The 15,351-nt window shown below is 38.3% G+C and carries 15 protein-coding genes; 14 read left to right on the forward strand and 1 reads right to left on the reverse strand.

Annotation, left to right across the window (positions count from 1 at the left end; all coding sequences use genetic code 11):
* Positions 1-46 precede the first annotated feature (46 nt).
* From ACZZZC_RS19605 to ACZZZC_RS19660, 12 genes are all read left to right on the forward strand, one after another.
* Positions 47-952, forward strand: coding sequence for a TIM barrel protein (locus tag ACZZZC_RS19605; RefSeq protein ID WP_463487961.1), 906 nt, complete (start codon positions 47-49; stop codon positions 950-952).
* A 255-nt stretch (positions 953-1,207) separates the two neighbouring features.
* A complete protein-coding gene (locus ACZZZC_RS19610; RefSeq protein ID WP_463487962.1) occupies positions 1,208-1,792 on the forward strand; it encodes a gluconate 2-dehydrogenase subunit 3 family protein in 585 nt (194 codons plus the stop codon).
* A gap of 26 nt (positions 1,793-1,818) precedes the next feature.
* Positions 1,819-3,519: a GMC family oxidoreductase gene (locus ACZZZC_RS19615; protein ID WP_316809016.1), complete on the forward strand. Its 1,701-nt coding sequence runs from the start codon at positions 1,819-1,821 to the stop codon at positions 3,517-3,519.
* Positions 3,520-3,588: 69 nt separating this feature from the next.
* A complete protein-coding gene (locus tag ACZZZC_RS19620) occupies positions 3,589-4,746 on the forward strand; it encodes a Gfo/Idh/MocA family protein (RefSeq protein WP_463488245.1) in 1,158 nt (385 codons plus the stop codon).
* Positions 4,747-4,754: 8 nt separating this feature from the next.
* Positions 4,755-5,813 (forward strand): sugar phosphate isomerase/epimerase family protein, encoded by a 1,059-nt coding sequence (locus ACZZZC_RS19625; protein WP_463487963.1) that lies wholly within the window; start codon positions 4,755-4,757, stop codon positions 5,811-5,813.
* 11 nt (positions 5,814-5,824) lie between these two features.
* Positions 5,825-6,208 (forward strand): c-type cytochrome, encoded by a 384-nt coding sequence (locus ACZZZC_RS19630; protein ID WP_463487964.1) that lies wholly within the window; start codon positions 5,825-5,827, stop codon positions 6,206-6,208.
* Between the two features lie 31 nt (positions 6,209-6,239).
* Entirely contained in the window at positions 6,240-7,697 is a 1,458-nt protein-coding gene (locus tag ACZZZC_RS19635) for a Gfo/Idh/MocA family protein (protein ID WP_056851659.1), read from the forward strand.
* A gap of 57 nt (positions 7,698-7,754) precedes the next feature.
* Positions 7,755-8,435: a 3-keto-disaccharide hydrolase gene (locus ACZZZC_RS19640; RefSeq protein ID WP_463487965.1), complete on the forward strand. Its 681-nt coding sequence runs from the start codon at positions 7,755-7,757 to the stop codon at positions 8,433-8,435.
* A gap of 124 nt (positions 8,436-8,559) precedes the next feature.
* Complete coding sequence (locus ACZZZC_RS19645; protein ID WP_463483688.1) at positions 8,560-9,798, forward strand: nucleoside permease; 1,239 nt, start codon at positions 8,560-8,562, stop codon at positions 9,796-9,798.
* A 66-nt stretch (positions 9,799-9,864) separates the two neighbouring features.
* Positions 9,865-10,656: a hydroxypyruvate isomerase family protein gene (locus tag ACZZZC_RS19650; RefSeq protein ID WP_463483689.1), complete on the forward strand. Its 792-nt coding sequence runs from the start codon at positions 9,865-9,867 to the stop codon at positions 10,654-10,656.
* Between the two features lie 9 nt (positions 10,657-10,665).
* Positions 10,666-11,538 (forward strand): sugar phosphate isomerase/epimerase family protein, encoded by an 873-nt coding sequence (locus ACZZZC_RS19655; RefSeq protein WP_463483690.1) that lies wholly within the window; start codon positions 10,666-10,668, stop codon positions 11,536-11,538.
* 11 nt (positions 11,539-11,549) lie between these two features.
* Positions 11,550-12,419: a sugar phosphate isomerase/epimerase family protein gene (locus ACZZZC_RS19660; RefSeq protein WP_463487966.1), complete on the forward strand. Its 870-nt coding sequence runs from the start codon at positions 11,550-11,552 to the stop codon at positions 12,417-12,419.
* 90 nt (positions 12,420-12,509) lie between these two features.
* Here the strand turns inward: ACZZZC_RS19660 and ACZZZC_RS19665 are convergent, their stop codons facing one another.
* Positions 12,510-13,517, reverse strand: coding sequence for a lamin tail domain-containing protein (locus ACZZZC_RS19665; protein ID WP_463487967.1), 1,008 nt, complete (start codon positions 13,515-13,517; stop codon positions 12,510-12,512).
* Positions 13,518-13,566: 49 nt separating this feature from the next.
* Between ACZZZC_RS19665 and ACZZZC_RS19670 the strand changes: the two genes are divergently transcribed.
* Both ACZZZC_RS19670 and ACZZZC_RS19675 read left to right on the forward strand, forming a co-directional pair.
* Positions 13,567-14,556 (forward strand): aspartate-semialdehyde dehydrogenase, encoded by a 990-nt coding sequence (locus ACZZZC_RS19670; protein ID WP_056851652.1) that lies wholly within the window; start codon positions 13,567-13,569, stop codon positions 14,554-14,556.
* Positions 14,557-14,610: 54 nt separating this feature from the next.
* Entirely contained in the window at positions 14,611-15,213 is a 603-nt protein-coding gene (locus ACZZZC_RS19675) for a CDP-alcohol phosphatidyltransferase family protein (RefSeq protein ID WP_463487968.1), read from the forward strand.
* Positions 15,214-15,351 lie beyond the last annotated feature (138 nt).

Consider the following 15,351-nt stretch of genomic DNA (forward strand, 5'->3'; position numbering starts at 1 on the left):
CATTCAAAGCCGGAGCTTATGCTCCGGCTTTTTAATTTAACACATCATGACAACAAGAAGATCATTTCTACAAAAGGCAGGTTTAGCAGGTGCCGCGGCATTTATAAGTCCATCAATTATTACTTCGGCATTGGCACAACCGGCTAAAATCTCGAAGATTGGCATAGGCTTGTTTACGCTAAGAGAGCAACTTACTGCCGATGTTAAAGCCACGATAGAACAGGTGGCCAAAATTGGTTATAATCAGGTAGAAACCTATTATGGATACCCCGGCAAATATGAGGTAAAAGGATTTTGGGGTTTACCAGCTGAGGATTTTAATCACTTATTGAAAGATAATAAACTCACTTCGCCTAGCGGGCATTACAATACCTCCGAATTTTTATCAAGCGGAGATGATAAAATACTTAAAACACATATTGAAGTGGCAAACAGTGTCGGACAAAAATATTTTGTTATTCCTGCCCTTCCAACTGATGTACGAACAAATGGAACTTTAGACGATTACAAAAGAATGGCTGCTAAATTTAATACTGCAGGCGAACTTTGTAAAAAGGCTGGTTTAAAATTAGCTTACCATAACCATAACTTTGAATATAAAGATCAGGGAAATGGCGCCACTGGCTACGATATTTTGTTAAATGAAACCGATGCCAACCTCGTAGGTTTTGAACTTGATATTTTCTGGGCTGTAAATGCTGGCTTAAATCCTGTAGATTTATTTAAGAAAAATCCGGGGCGTTACAAAATGTTTCATGTTAAGGATATGGATAAACAAGACAAAAGTGTTTTCGCCGAGGTAGGTTCAGGAAAAATTGATTTCAAAAGTATTTTTGCGGAGTCGAAATTGGCGGGCGTAGATTATATTTTTACCGAACAAGATTTGATTAAAAAAGACGTTTACCAAAGTATAACTGAGAGTTACAACTACGTTAAAAGCAACTTGATTTAGTCCAAGTATTCTTTTTACAAGTGAATATTACTTTTATATATAGATATTGTATAATTCACACGAAGCATAGAACAAAGAAAAACACCAAATAAACGTTAGTGAGACGGTCATAATCATCTTATTTAGAACAATTCTATGTAGTAACAATCGCATTGCAGATTGTTAAATTAAACAGTCAGATTTGATTATTACGCCATATTTTTTCTAATATTACTCATTCAACGCATAAAGAACCAATATAAAAAATATACAACGATGCACAGAAGAGAAGCACTCAAAAACGTCGCATTTTTACTTGGAGGAGCGATATCTGCAAGCACAATGGGCGTTCTATTCGAAAGTTTTACGCTCCCTGAAAACGAAAAAAACTTTGTATCATTCTCTGTTCAGGATGAAAAAATCTTTGCTGAATTTGCGAACATTATCGTGCCCACCACTAAATCATCTCCGGGTGCCAAAGCTGCTGGTTTAGGCAAATTTATCCCGATGATGATGAAGGATTGTTATCCAGCTAAAATGCAAACATCATTTGCAAAAGGCTTTGAGCAACTTCAGGAAAAAGCAATGAAAGATTTTGGGAAAAATTACATGAGCTTAAGTGTTGCAGAACGCACCAAACTAATGGTCGATTTAAGACTCATGTCTATCGCTCAAAAAGAAACCAAAGTACCTGAAAACGAAGATTTGGCTTACTTCTTTATCACAGCCAGAGATTTAACTTTACTAGGCTATTACGCTTCAGAAATTGGTTGTACACAAGCTCGTGAATACATCCTCGTTCCTGGAAGGTATGACGGAAGTGCGCCATTAAAACCTGGACAAAAATCTTGGGCAACCTAATTTCTAAACTACAACAACAAAACATCATGAATTTAAATACAAATTTAAAAGCAGAAAATACTTACGATGCTATTGTTATAGGATCGGGAATTAGTGGCGGCTGGGCTGCAAAAGAACTTACCGAAAAAGGACTAAAAGTGCTCATGCTCGAAAGAGGAATGAACATTGAACACATTACCGGTTATGAAAACGCGATGAAAAGCCCTTGGGAATTTCAGCATGCAGGTAAATTAACCGAAGAACAAAAACGTACACACCCTGTACAAAAAAGGGATTATCCGTATCAGGAAGCCAATGAAAAATGGTGGGTGAACGATTTGGAATGTCCGTACACAGAAGATAAGCGTTTCGACTGGTACCGTGGTTTCCATGTTGGTGGAAAATCATTAATGTGGGGCCGTCAAAGTTATCGTTTAAGTGATCATAACTTCGAAGATAACGCCAAAGATGGTCACGGAAACGATTGGCCAGTGCGTTATAAAGAATTATCTCCATGGTATGATTACGCAGAGCGATTTGCAGGGATCAGTGGATCAAAAGAAAACTGGCCACTTTGTCCAGATGGAGAATTTCTTCCTCCAATGGATATGAACATTGTAGAAAAATCGGTTAAAAAACGTATCGAGGAAGCTTACAACAGAGAACGTATCATGATGATCGGTCGTGTAGCTAACCTTACCGTTCCGCATAAAGGCCGCGGTAATTGCCAATACAGAAATTTATGTAGCCGTGGTTGCCCTTTTGGAGCATATTTCTCTACGCAATCTTCTACCCTACCGGCAGCAATGGCTACCAAACGCTTAACGCTTAGACCATATTCTATCGTAAACCATATTATTTATGATAAGGATACAAAGAAAGCAAAAGGGGTAATGGTAATCGATGCGCAAACCAATGAAACAATGGAATTCTATGCGAAAATTGTTTTCGTTAACGGCTCTACATTGGGTACAACATTTATTTTATTAAACTCTACTTCAGATGCTCATCCAAACGGTTTGGGTAATGCAAGCGGACAATTAGGTCACAACTTAATGGATCACCATTTCCGTTGTGGAGCCAATGGCGAAGCAGAAGGTTTTGATGACAAATACACTTATGGCCGCCGTGCAAATGGAATTTATGTTCCGCGCTACCAGAATATTGGTAACGACAAACGCGATTATTTACGTGGTTTCGGTTATCAGGGCAGTGCAAACAGAAGTAATTGGCAAAGCGATGTGGCCGAATTATCATTTGGTTCAGGCTTGAAAGAGAAAATGACCAAACCAGGTAAATGGACCATGGGCTTAGGTGGTTTTGGCGAGATGTTACCTTACTACGAAAACAAAGTATACATCGATAAAACCAAGAAAGACAAGTGGGGACAGCCAGTATTAGCGATTGATTGCGAGTACAAAGAAAACGAAAAGAAAATGCGTGTTGATATGATGAATGATGCTGCTGAAATGTTAGAAAAAGCAGGATTAAAAAACATCAAAACATTCGACAATGGCTGTTATCCAGGCATGGCTATCCACGAAATGGGAACCGCTAGAATGGGCAACGATCCAAAAACTTCAGTGCTTAACAAGTGGAATCAAATGCATGAAGTGAGCAACGTTTTCGTAACAGATGGAGCTTGTATGCCATCAATCGCTTGTCAAAATCCATCCTTAACTTTTATGGCATTAACTGCCCGTGCAGCAGATTACGCTGTAAAAGAGCTAAAGAAAAATAATATATAAATTGGTTATAAGTTGTAAATTATAGGTTTTACGTAAAACCTATAATTTACAACTTACCACTTTTTAATGATGAAGAGAAAATTAAGAATGGGCATGATAGGCGGCGGTAAAGACGCGTTTATCGGTGCTGTACATCGCCTGGCTGCGAACATGGATGGTTTAATCGAACTTTCTGCCGGAGCCTTAAGTGTAAATCCCGAAGTTGGGTACGAATCTGGAAAACTATTGTTCCTTCCGGATAACAGAATATATAGCAATTACGAAGAGATGATCAAAGCAGAAAGCGAACTGCCTGCTGATGAAAAAATTGACTTCGTAACGATTGTAACCCCGAATTTCGCACACTTTGCGCCAGCAATGATGGCCTTAGAACATGGCTTTAATGTGGTGATAGAAAAACCAATGACATTAACGTTGGAAGAAGCAAAACAGCTGAAAGCAAAGGTTGATGAAACTGGATTAACACTTTGTTTAACCCATACTTATTCTGGGTATCCAATGGTTAAGCAAGCCAAACAAATGGTTGGCGAAGGTGCTTTAGGCGAAATCAGAAAAATTATTGTTGAATATCCTCAGGGTTGGCTCAGTACTTTATCAGAAAGAGAAGGAAATGCACAAGCCGCATGGAGAACCGATCCCTCTAAAACAGGGAAAAGCGGTAGCATGGGCGACATTGGTACCCACGCTGCTCATCTTGCCGAATATATTTCTGGCTTGCAGATTACTAAAATTTGTGCCGATTTAAATATCGTTGTTCCCGGAAGAGCCATTGATGATGACGGAAACGTTTTATTGAAATTCGACAACGGATCAAACGGCGTTTTAATCGCATCGCAAATTGCTGCTGGTGAGGAAAATGCCTTAAAAATTAAAGTATATGGCGAAAAAGGTGGATTGGAATGGCATCAAATGGAGCCAAATACGCTAATCGTAAAATGGTCTAACGCACCTGCTCAAATTTACAGAACAGGAAACGGTTACATGGGCAGTTTTGCACAACACAACACCCGTACACCAGGTGGGCATCCGGAAGGTTACTTAGAAGCCTTTGCCAATATTTATAAAAACTTCGCCTTAACGGTAAATGCAAAACTAAATAACGAACAGCCTACTGCAGAAATGCTTGATTTTCCAAATGCTGAAGACGGAATTCGTGGAATGGCATTTATTGAAAACGTAGTAGATTCGAGTAAATCCGATCAGAAATGGTGGGATTATAAAATTTAAAATTAAGCATGACAACTTTAAAAGGACCAGGAGTATTTTTAGCGCAATTTATTAGTGATGAAGCGCCCTTCAATTCTTTGGATAATATTTGCCAATGGGCTGCCGGGCTAGGATTTAAAGGCATTCAAATGCCCACTTTGGATTCCAGATTTATCGATCTTCAAAAAGCTGCAGAAAGCAAAACTTATGCTGATGAGCTGAAAGGTAATATTGCTTCTTATGGTTTAGAAATCACAGAACTTTCTACTCACTTGCAAGGTCAGTTGGTGGCTGTGCACCCGGCATACAATGATTTATTCGATGCTTTTGCGCCGAAAGAAGTGCATGGCAATGCAAAAGCCAGAACCGAATGGGCAGTTCAACAAATGAAATATGCAGCTAAAGCTTCGCAAAACCTAGGTTTAAATGCACATGCTACATTTAGCGGTTCTTTGCTGTGGCAATATTTTCACCCATGGCCACAAAGGCCTGCAGGTTTAGTAGAAGAAGGATTTGCAGAATTGGCAAAGCGATGGACACCAATATTGAACGAGTTTGACAATTGCGGGGTTGATGTTTGTTATGAAATTCATCCTGGCGAAGATTTATTTGATGGGGAAACTTACGAAATGTTCCTTGCCGCGGTAAATAATCATCCTCGGGCATGCTTATTGTATGATCCATCTCACTTTGTGTTACAGCAATTGGATTACATTCAGTACATTGATTTTTATCACGAAAGAATTAAAGCCTTTCATGTTAAAGATGCCGAGTTTAATCCGACAGGTAAACAGGGTACTTTTGGTGGATACCAGAGTTGGGCCAACCGAGCCGGTAGATATCGTTCTCCTGGCGATGGCCAAGTTGATTTTAAAACCATTTTCAGTAAATTAGCGCAATACGACTTTAAAGGTTGGGCCGTTATGGAATGGGAATGTTGCATTAAAAATCAGGAAGATGGTGCTCGCGAAGGTTCTGAATTTATCCAGAAACACATTATCAATGTAACAGACAAAGCATTTGATGATTTTGCAGCATCGGGTAGTGATAGCGCTTTCAACACAAAAATATTAGGATTACAAGATTAACAACACACACAATGAAAAAAACATTTTTAGGTTTAGGCGCAATAGTAATACTTATGGCGTCTTTTTCGAGCGCAGATTTAGAGAAGGAGAAAATGGTGGTTGCAACGGCTAGTTCAACCAATCATGAGTTTCAAATGAGTGCAGGCGAGAAATTGATTAACAAATCAGATTGTATTGGCTGCCACAACAAAGTGAATAAAATTATCGGTCCGTCATATACTGAGATCGCTAAAAAATATCCAACTACAGAAAAAAACATCAATTACCTGGCCGATAAAATTATTAAAGGTGGTACAGGGGTTTGGGGTACTATGCCAATGACAGCTCACTCTACACTTAAACCAGCAGATGCTAAATTGATGGTTAAATACATTCTTTCGTTGAAGAAAAAATAAGCTAAAATCCCTATTAAACTTCAGATACTAAATGAAAACAGATCAAGAAAATAAAAGCACAACTAACCGCCGTGATTTTATTAAAACAAGCGCTATAGCTGCAGCTGCATTTATGATCGTTCCACGCCATGTTTTGGGTGGGCCGGGCTATTTAGCTCCAAGCGACCGTTTAATTATTGCCAGTATTGGTGTTGGTGGCAAAGGACAGAGCGACATTAATATGTTTGCTAAAAGTGGAAAAGCCGATATTGCTTACCTATGTGATGTAGATGACCGCAGGGCAGCAACAAGTGTTAAAAACTTTCCTAAAGCAAAATACTACAAGGATTATCGTGAGATGTTAGATAAAGAGCATAAAAATTTCGATGCGGTATCTATCTCCACTCCCGATCATAACCACGCCATCCAGGCACTAGCAGCCATGCAATTGGGTAAACATGTATATGTTCAAAAACCTCTAACACACGATATTTATGAAGCCCGTATTTTAACGGCTGCTGCTAAGAAATATAAAGTGGTTACTCAAATGGGTAATCAAGGTGCATCAAACGATGGTCCTCGTCAAATGAAAGAATGGTACGAGGCTGGTTTAATTGGCGATGTACATACGGTTTATGCATGGACTGACCGTCCGGTTTGGCCTCAAGGTATTCCCTGGCCTGCAAAAAAGGCTGATATTCCAAAAGAATTAGACTGGAATTTATGGCTAGGTACCGCTCCTGAAAAAGATTTCGTAGATAAATTAGTTCCTTTTAACTGGCGTGGCTGGTGGGATTATGGAACAGGTGCACTAGGTGATATGGGTTGCCACTTAATTGAGGCTCCGTTTAGTGTACTGAATTTAAAATATGCAAAAGAGGTTGAGGCAAGTGTGGGTTCTGTTTACGTTGATGAATTTAAACGTGGATATTTCCCTGAAAGCTGTCCTCCTTCAAGCCATGTTACTTTAAAGTTCCCTAAAACAGATAAAACCAAAGGTGATGTTACTTTGCATTGGATGGACGGCGGAATTCAGCCAGAACGCCCAGCAGAACTTGAAGCAAATGAAACATTTGGCGATGGTGGTAACGGTACCTTATTTATAGGTACAAAAGGCAAAATGATGTCTGAAACTTATAGTGCAAATCCTAAATTATTGCCTTTAAGCAGAAACAAAGACATTAAAGTTAAAGAAAAATATGCCCGTGTAAAAGATGGCGCAAATGGTCATTATGCGCAATGGGTTGATGCAGCAATTGCAGGTTATGGAAAACAGGAAGTTAGTTCTCCATTCGAAATCGCTGGTCCGCTAACGGAAGCACTATTGATGGCAAATCTGGCCATTAGAAGTTTCGATATCAAAAAGAACGTAAACGGCAAAAACACTTATCCTGGAAGATACATGAAAATGCTTTGGGATAACGATAATATGAAAATTACCAATTTTGATGAAGCAAATCAATTCGTAAAACGCGAATACCGTTCTGGTTGGAATAACTTAACTCTTTAATTTGATTACAGACCTCGCAGATTTTAATAATCTACGAGGTCTATTCACATACACACAATGAAAAAACTCATCCTATCTGCCTGCATTATGTTGGCAGTTACTCAAATTTCTCAGGCTCAAAAAGGTTTCAAGCCTTTATTTGATGGAAAAACAACAACAGGCTGGCACACTTATAACAAAACTAATGTAGGCAGCGCCTGGCAAGTTCAAGATGGTGCCTTACATCTGGATCCTAAAACTAAAGGAAAAGATGGCGGTGGCGATTTAGTTACCGATAAAGAATATAAAGATTTTCACTTGAAATATGAGTGGAAGGTAGCTCCAAAAGCAAATAGCGGACTTATTTTCTACGTACACGAGGAACCAAAATATCATGCTACCTACTCTACAGGTTTAGAGATGCAGGTGTTAGATAACGATGGTCATCCTGATGGAAAAATCACTAAACACCGTTCTGGTGATTTATATGACTTGGTTAAAAGTAAATCAGAACCTGTTAAACCAGTTGGTGAATGGAATAAAGCAGAAATCATCAGCAAAAAAGGAAATTTAACGCTAGTTTTAAACGGCGTTGAAGTAGTAAAAACCACCCTTTGGGATGAAAACTGGAAAAACCTAATTGCAGGAAGCAAGTTTGCTAAATGGGAAAACTGGGGAACTTACAGATCAGGAAAAATTGCATTGCAAGATCATGGCGATGAAGTTTGGTACAAAAACATTTCAATAAAAGAACTATAAAATAAGATTTGAGTTGAGGTCGAGGTTAAGGTTGAGATCACAACCTTACTCTCAACCTAAACCTTAACCTTGGTCTTAACCTAAACCTCAGTCTTAGCCTAAACATTAACCTTATATAAACCAAATGAATAGCACTACTCGCTTTAAACTTTCTACCATGATGTTCCTGGAATTCTTTGTCTGGGGAGCTTGGTTTGTAACGCTGGGAACCTTCCTGGGTAATAACTTAAAGGCAACTGGTTCCGAATCTGCTTCGGTGTTTGGAACACAATCATGGGGTGCAATTATAGCTCCTTTTATAGTGGGATTAATTGCAGATAGATATTTCAATGCTGAAAGAATACTAGGTGTTTTGCATCTGGTTGGTGCAGTTCTTATGTACCAAATGTATAAAGCACCTGATGTAAGTGTTTTCTATCCTTATGTTTTAGGGTATATGATTCTCTTTATGCCAACGTTAGCATTGGTTAATTCAGTTTCGTTTAACCAAATGAAAGATCCAGAAAAAGAGTTTTCGAAAATACGTGTTTGGGGTACGATTGGATGGATTATTGCCGGTTTGCTAATCAGCTTTGTTTTTCACTGGGATTCTCCCGAAGGCATACAAACAGGTTTACTTAAGAATACTTTTCTAATGGCGGGAATAGTATCACTGGTGCTTGGTTTATTTAGCTTTACCCTTCCAAAAACCCCACCAAAAGTATCTGCTGATGAAAAAATTAAAATTGGGGACTTAATTGGCTTGGATGCCCTTAAATTGCTAAAAGATAAAAACTTCGCGATATTCTTTATCTCTGCAATTCTGATTTGTATACCTTTAGCATTCTACTATCAAAATGCAGGTTTGTTTTTAGCAGATATTAAAGTATCTAATCCAACAGGTAAAATGGCTATTGGGCAAATCTCTGAAGCATTATTTCTACTAGCAATTCCTGTTTTCTTTTCAAAATATGGATTCAAAAAAACCATCTTAGTAGGTATGCTGGCTTGGGCTTTAAGATATATATTATTTGCTTATGGAAATGCCGGCGACTTAAGTTTTATGCTTATCATTGGGATAGCACTGCATGGTGTTTGCTATGATTTTTTCTTTGTATCTGGTCAAATCTACACCAATTCAAAAGCTGGAGAAAAATATAAAAGTTCAGCCCAAGGATTAATCACGCTGGCCACATACGGTGTTGGTATGTTGATTGGTTTCGAGGTTGCCGGTATGATTACTGATTCATACAAATCTGGAACCATAACAAATTGGAAAATGGTTTGGACCATTCCTGCGGGAATTGCTGCTGCAGTATTCATCCTCTTTGCATTAACTTTCAACGATAAAACGAAATCAGAAATAGACGCTAAAGCCATTTAATCTTATTCAAAATAGTTAACTAAACACCGATTGTTAGATCACATTCGGTGTTTGTTTATTTAAAACATGGAATCACCAATGCAAAACCATCCGTTAAAAGGCAATATCAATCACTCGGTTTGCCGTTGGTGTTTTAACGATTTCAGTTTAGATGAACTTTGCATTGAGAGTAAAAAAATGGGGCTTACCGGCATCGACCTGGTTAGCCCAAAAGATTGGCCGATACTAAAAAAACATGGTTTGCAGTCGTCCATGTGTAATGGTGCCGAAATTAATTTAGTTGATGGTTTCAATGATAAACAATTTCATAAAATTCTGATCAAGAATTATTCGGAAATGATTCCATTGGTTGCCAAAGCAGGTTATAAAAACTTAATTTGTTTTAGTGGTAATAGAAGAGGCATGGACGATGAAACGGGTTGGAATAATTGTGTAGAAGCGTTAAAACAACTCATTGCTTTGGCAGAGCAACATCAGGTAACGCTGGTGATGGAATTGCTCAACAGCAAAATCGATCATCAAGATTATCAATGCAGTAAAACCGCATGGGGAGTTGAACTTTGTAAGCGATTAGATTCTGAAAACTTCAAATTACTTTACGATATTTACCACATGCAGGTAGATGAAGGAGATGTAATTTCAACCATTAAAAATAACCATCGATACTTTGCGCACTATCACACTGCAGGCGTACCGGGCAGAAACGAGATTGATGAAACGCAAGAACTGAATTATCCTGCCATCATGAAAGCCATTGCAGAAACCGGCTTTAAAGGTTTTGTAGCACAAGAGTTTATTCCTAAAAATGCAGATCGAATGGCCTCATTAAAGCAAGCTGTTTCAATCTGTGATATTTAATTAATTAATATGTTATCAAGAAAAAGTTTTATCATCAACAGCTGTTTAGCAATTGCAACAGTTATTTTAGCTCCATCAATTGGATGCGTAGCGCAAAAGAAAGCAGTAGGATTGCAATTATATTCATTAAGGGCTGAATTGCCAAAAGATGTAAAAGGCACTATCGAAAAAGTAGCTAAAGCTGGTTTCACGGAAGTTGAGCTTTACGGTTTTTCTATCAAAGATCAATTTTGGGGCATGAACCCAATTGAGTTTAAGAAACTTTTAGATGCCAATGGCTTAAAAGCACCAAGTGGACACTATGGCTTGGGAAGTTACTTAACTGATGGCAATACTGCCGAACTAGAGGAGGCAATTGTTGCTGCAAAGGTATTGGGTAGCGAGTATGTAACCATTCCATGGTTGGATCAAAGCATCAGAAAAACTGCTGAGGATTATAAAAAAATCGCCGCAAAAATTAATGTGGCAGGTAAAATGTGTAAAGATGCTGGCCTAAGGTTGGCTTATCATAACCACGATTTCGAATTCCAAAAACTTGGAGAAACTACTGGTTATCAAATCTTATTAAACGAAACAGACAAGAATTTAGTTGATTTCGAATTGGATTTATATTGGGTAGTTCGCTCTGGAAACGACCCGATTAAGTTGTTTACTGATAATCCAGGTCGTTTTACCATGTGGCATGTAAAAGACATGGATAAAACCAATCCGGCATTAAACACCGAAGTTGGTTCGGGCAGCATTAACTGGAAACCTATTTTTGCAGATGCAAAACTTTCAGGCATGAAACACTTTTTTGTTGAACATGAAACCAATTATAAGCCAAATCCAATGGAATCTGTTGCGGCTAGTTGTGCATATTTGAAAAAGAATATTTTATAACTTTAATTTCTATGAACGCTAGACGAACTTTCTTAAAACAAGCCGGCCTAATGGCAGGTGCTTCTTTGGTTATCCCCTCTTTCGCTTTTGATAAAGTGAATAAAACAGTGGGGCTTCAGCTCTACACGCTGCGTGATGAACTACCAAAAAATGTACAAGGCGTAATGGAGAAAGTTGCCGAAGCGGGATATAAGGAAGTAGAAACTTATGGTTTTGCCGACGGAAAATTCTGGGGTTTAACCCCAAAAGAATTTAAAGCTTTGCTTAAGGCAAACGGCTTAAAAGCACCCAGCGGACATTATTTAATGGATGCATTTTCTAAAAACGGCAATACCGCCAAATTGAAAGCCGACATCGAAGCAGCCGCAATTATTGGCGGAAAATATTTCACCATTGCGGGTGCCCATGTGGATACTAAGAAAGGTATTGATGGTTTTAAAAAGACTGCTTCTGATTTTAATAAAGTTGCAGAACTGGCAAAAAATGCCGGCTTGAAATTCGCTTATCACAACCATGATTTCGAGTTTAAAAAATTAGGCGATATCACAGGTTACGATGTATTTTTAACTGAAACCGATAAAAATCTTGTCAATTTCGAACTCGATTTATATTGGGTTGCTCGCTCAGGAAACGATCCGTTGGCTTTATTTAAAAAGTATCCGGGTCGTTTCCCCATGTGGCATGTTAAAGATATGGATAAAGCCAAGCCTGAACAGAATACAGAAGTAGGTAAAGGTTCAATTGACTTCGAAGCTATTTTTGCCGAAAAAAAGTTATCCGGCATGAAGCACTTTTTTGTAGAACATGAAAATAATTACAATCCTAATCCGATAGGCTCTATTAAAACGAGCTGCGATTATATTAAGGCAAATTTGATATAAAGTTCCCGCAGATTAAAATGATTTAGCAGATATAAGGCTAACTCATTTTAATTACGGAATTATGATCTCAATATCTTTTACAGGTATTCTCTAATTCAGCTTCCCGGCCAATACACACGTATTTTTGATCCGTTTTGTATTTCCATTTAAATCGAAAAAATCAAACAAAACAACGTAGATTCCAACAGCGGCTTTCTCCCCGTTCTCTCCTACTCCATCCCAGGTTAAATTACCATTTGTACCAATGGTTTGGTTTTTTAGTAATTGCCTCACCAATTTGCCTTTATCATTGTAAATGTTAACCGTGGCTAAGCTTGCGTTTGCAGCAAGTTGATATTCGAGTATCATCAAATCCTCAAAATTATCCCCATCAGGTGAAAAAGTTTTAGATATCAAGCGAGCGAAATTTTCATCGCCAGTCAATTCTTGAGAATTTCTATAAGTTGGTGTGGCGAAACCCGAAGTAGCCGCTGCTGATTTAAAATTACCCGCTTCGTTTGCGCCGGCATTAAATGAAACACGCTCCAAAGAAATCCCGTCTTCATCCTGGATTAAAGGATGATGGATTTTCGCATTGTAGTCTAACCGATCTAGCACCTGATTATTGCTCAATAAAATGACCACCCCTTTATCATTGTTAAATGTGGGCAAACTACTAATCTGCACAAATTGATTCGGAAACTTTGTTTGGTAATTTAGCTTGATATTCGCTTGATTGGTGGTAATTACCCAATAACTTCCTGGCGCTATCATCAGCTTTGCTGAAGAAACATTTTTAATGCTTGCAGGTTCGCCAGCAGCATTTGCGTTTGCAAGCTGTAACTCCTTTAAATCGATTTCGTGATTTGAATTATTGTATATCTCTACAAAATCAACTCCTCCAGATTGCGGATTAAATAAAATTTCAGAAATAAGAATATCACCTTTGCTGATAATATTAGATGGATTTCTCTGTTTAATATTAATAGGGGATTTCTTGGCGAACGTTGGGATGGAAAACGTGTCATTGCCTATAAATTCCGTAGAAAATATAGGACTTAGAATATCAACCGTAAATTTAAAGAATAACAATAGGGATATAAGCGTAATTTTTACCATATTTGGGCTTATATCAAATGTTTAATAAATATAATAATTAAAATCTAAAATGAAAGTAGCAGTTGTAGGTGCAACCGGATTGGTTGGTACCGTGATGTTAAAAGTATTGGAGGAGAGAAATTTCCCTTTAACAGAGTTAATTCCCGTGGCATCAGAAAAGAGTGTTGGTAAGGAAATTACTTTTAAGGGTAAGAAGTTCCCAATCGTTAGCATGGACACTGCAATTGGCATGAGACCAGATATCGCCCTATTCTCTGCCGGAGGCAATACTTCATTAGAACATGCACCTCGTTTCAAAGAAGCTGGAACAACTGTTATCGATAACTCTTCGGCATGGCGAATGGACCCTGCGGTTAAATTAATCGTTCCGGAGGTTAATGCGCACGAGCTTTCTATCGACAATAAAATCATTGCTAATCCAAACTGTTCTACCATTCAAATGGTAGTGGTTTTAAAACCGTTACACGATAAATACAAAATCAAACGTGTTGTGGTTTCTACTTATCAATCGGTTACAGGAACGGGCGTTAAAGCTGTTGAACAATTGATGAATGAGCGCAAAGGCATTGATGGCCCGAAAGCTTATCCTTACGAAATCGATCTAAATGTGCTTCCTCATATCGACGTTTTCATGGAAAATGGTTATACCAAAGAAGAAATGAAAATGGTGAAGGAAACCAATAAAATCATGAGCGATAACAACATTAAAGTTACGGCGACAACTGTTCGTATTCCTGTAATGGGCGGTCACTCAGAGTCGGTTAACATCGAATTTGAAAACGATTTCGATTTAGCTGAGGTGCGCAGTATTTTAGAAAAATCGCCTGGTATTATCGTTGTTGATGATGTAGCAAACTTAAAATACCCAATGCCAAAAGATGCACATGAGAAAGATGAGGTTTTTGTTGGTCGTATCCGTAGAGATGAATCAGCGCCGAAAGCTTTAAACCTTTGGATTGTTGCAGATAATTTGCGCAAAGGTGCTGCGACCAATGCGGTTCAGATTGCAGAATATCTAATTCAGAAAGAATTAGTTTAACTATAGCTCAAAGCCTCCGACCAAATCGGAGGCTTTTTTATGTGCTTTCCACTCATGAAAAACATTCCGATAGCATTAATATATTCCAGATTAGTTATTGGTTTTATCATTATTTTGCTGAGCGTTTTTCAGGTAAATCATTACTCTTTTTTCGCCATTTCTCTTTTAACCATAGGCTTGCTAACTGATGTTTTTGACGGAATCATTGCCAGAAAACTGAATATTTCTTCAGAAAAATTGAGGCGATTGGATTCGGGGATCGACCAGGTTTTCTTTATTTCTGTTGCTGTGGCGACTTATATCCAATGTCCAGATTTTTTTAAAACCAACTTCGTTAAGCTGGCCATTTTAATTGGTGCAGAGGTAATGATTTATCTAGTTAGCTATTTGAAGTTTAAAAAAGAAGTTGCTACCCATTCCATCGGCGCCAAAATCTGGACTTTAACGCTATTCGCAACGCTTATCGAAATCATCGTTCATTGCCAATCTGTCGTGTTATTTGAGCTTTTTTTATGGCTTGGAGTAGCTACACGGCTGGAAATCGCTGCAATAGTATTCACCTTAAAAAAGTGGACAAATGATGTCCCTACAATTTATCATGCGGTTAAATTGCGCCAGGGAAAAGAAATTAAGCGCAATAAGCTTTTTAATGGATAGCATAACAAATTAACCTTTATTTTGGCAAGCAGTTTCGGTAGCTTTTAACTTACACCTGTCCTGCTCCCGCTTCTGCCGATAAAAAATCGGCATCTCGCTTTGATCAGGTTGAGGTGGCCCGGATAGTAATTTTAAACT

The sequence above is a fragment of the Pedobacter sp. AC212 genome, assembly GCF_979258625.1.

What these genes read in the sequence shown, in the direction of transcription:
- ACZZZC_RS19645 (WP_463483688.1), top strand. Translation starts at nt 8,560, where the DNA reads ATGAATAGCACTACTCGCTTTAAACTTTCTACCATGATGTTCCTGGAA.
- ACZZZC_RS19610 (WP_463487962.1), top strand. Translation starts at nt 1,208, where the DNA reads ATGCACAGAAGAGAAGCACTCAAAAACGTCGCATTTTTACTTGGAGGA.
- ACZZZC_RS19625 (WP_463487963.1), top strand. Translation starts at nt 4,755, where the DNA reads ATGACAACTTTAAAAGGACCAGGAGTATTTTTAGCGCAATTTATTAGT.
- ACZZZC_RS19620 (WP_463488245.1), top strand. Translation starts at nt 3,589, where the DNA reads ATGAAGAGAAAATTAAGAATGGGCATGATAGGCGGCGGTAAAGACGCG.
- ACZZZC_RS19615 (WP_316809016.1), top strand. Translation starts at nt 1,819, where the DNA reads ATGAATTTAAATACAAATTTAAAAGCAGAAAATACTTACGATGCTATT.
- ACZZZC_RS19660 (WP_463487966.1), top strand. Translation starts at nt 11,550, where the DNA reads ATGAACGCTAGACGAACTTTCTTAAAACAAGCCGGCCTAATGGCAGGT.
- ACZZZC_RS19655 (WP_463483690.1), top strand. Translation starts at nt 10,666, where the DNA reads ATGTTATCAAGAAAAAGTTTTATCATCAACAGCTGTTTAGCAATTGCA.
- ACZZZC_RS19635 (WP_056851659.1), top strand. Translation starts at nt 6,240, where the DNA reads ATGAAAACAGATCAAGAAAATAAAAGCACAACTAACCGCCGTGATTTT.
- ACZZZC_RS19665 (WP_463487967.1), bottom strand. Translation starts at nt 13,517, where the DNA reads ATGGTAAAAATTACGCTTATATCCCTATTGTTATTCTTTAAATTTACG.
- ACZZZC_RS19650 (WP_463483689.1), top strand. Translation starts at nt 9,865, where the DNA reads ATGGAATCACCAATGCAAAACCATCCGTTAAAAGGCAATATCAATCAC.
- ACZZZC_RS19675 (WP_463487968.1), top strand. Translation starts at nt 14,611, where the DNA reads ATGAAAAACATTCCGATAGCATTAATATATTCCAGATTAGTTATTGGT.
- ACZZZC_RS19640 (WP_463487965.1), top strand. Translation starts at nt 7,755, where the DNA reads ATGAAAAAACTCATCCTATCTGCCTGCATTATGTTGGCAGTTACTCAA.
- ACZZZC_RS19670 (WP_056851652.1), top strand. Translation starts at nt 13,567, where the DNA reads ATGAAAGTAGCAGTTGTAGGTGCAACCGGATTGGTTGGTACCGTGATG.
- ACZZZC_RS19630 (WP_463487964.1), top strand. Translation starts at nt 5,825, where the DNA reads ATGAAAAAAACATTTTTAGGTTTAGGCGCAATAGTAATACTTATGGCG.
- ACZZZC_RS19605 (WP_463487961.1), top strand. Translation starts at nt 47, where the DNA reads ATGACAACAAGAAGATCATTTCTACAAAAGGCAGGTTTAGCAGGTGCC.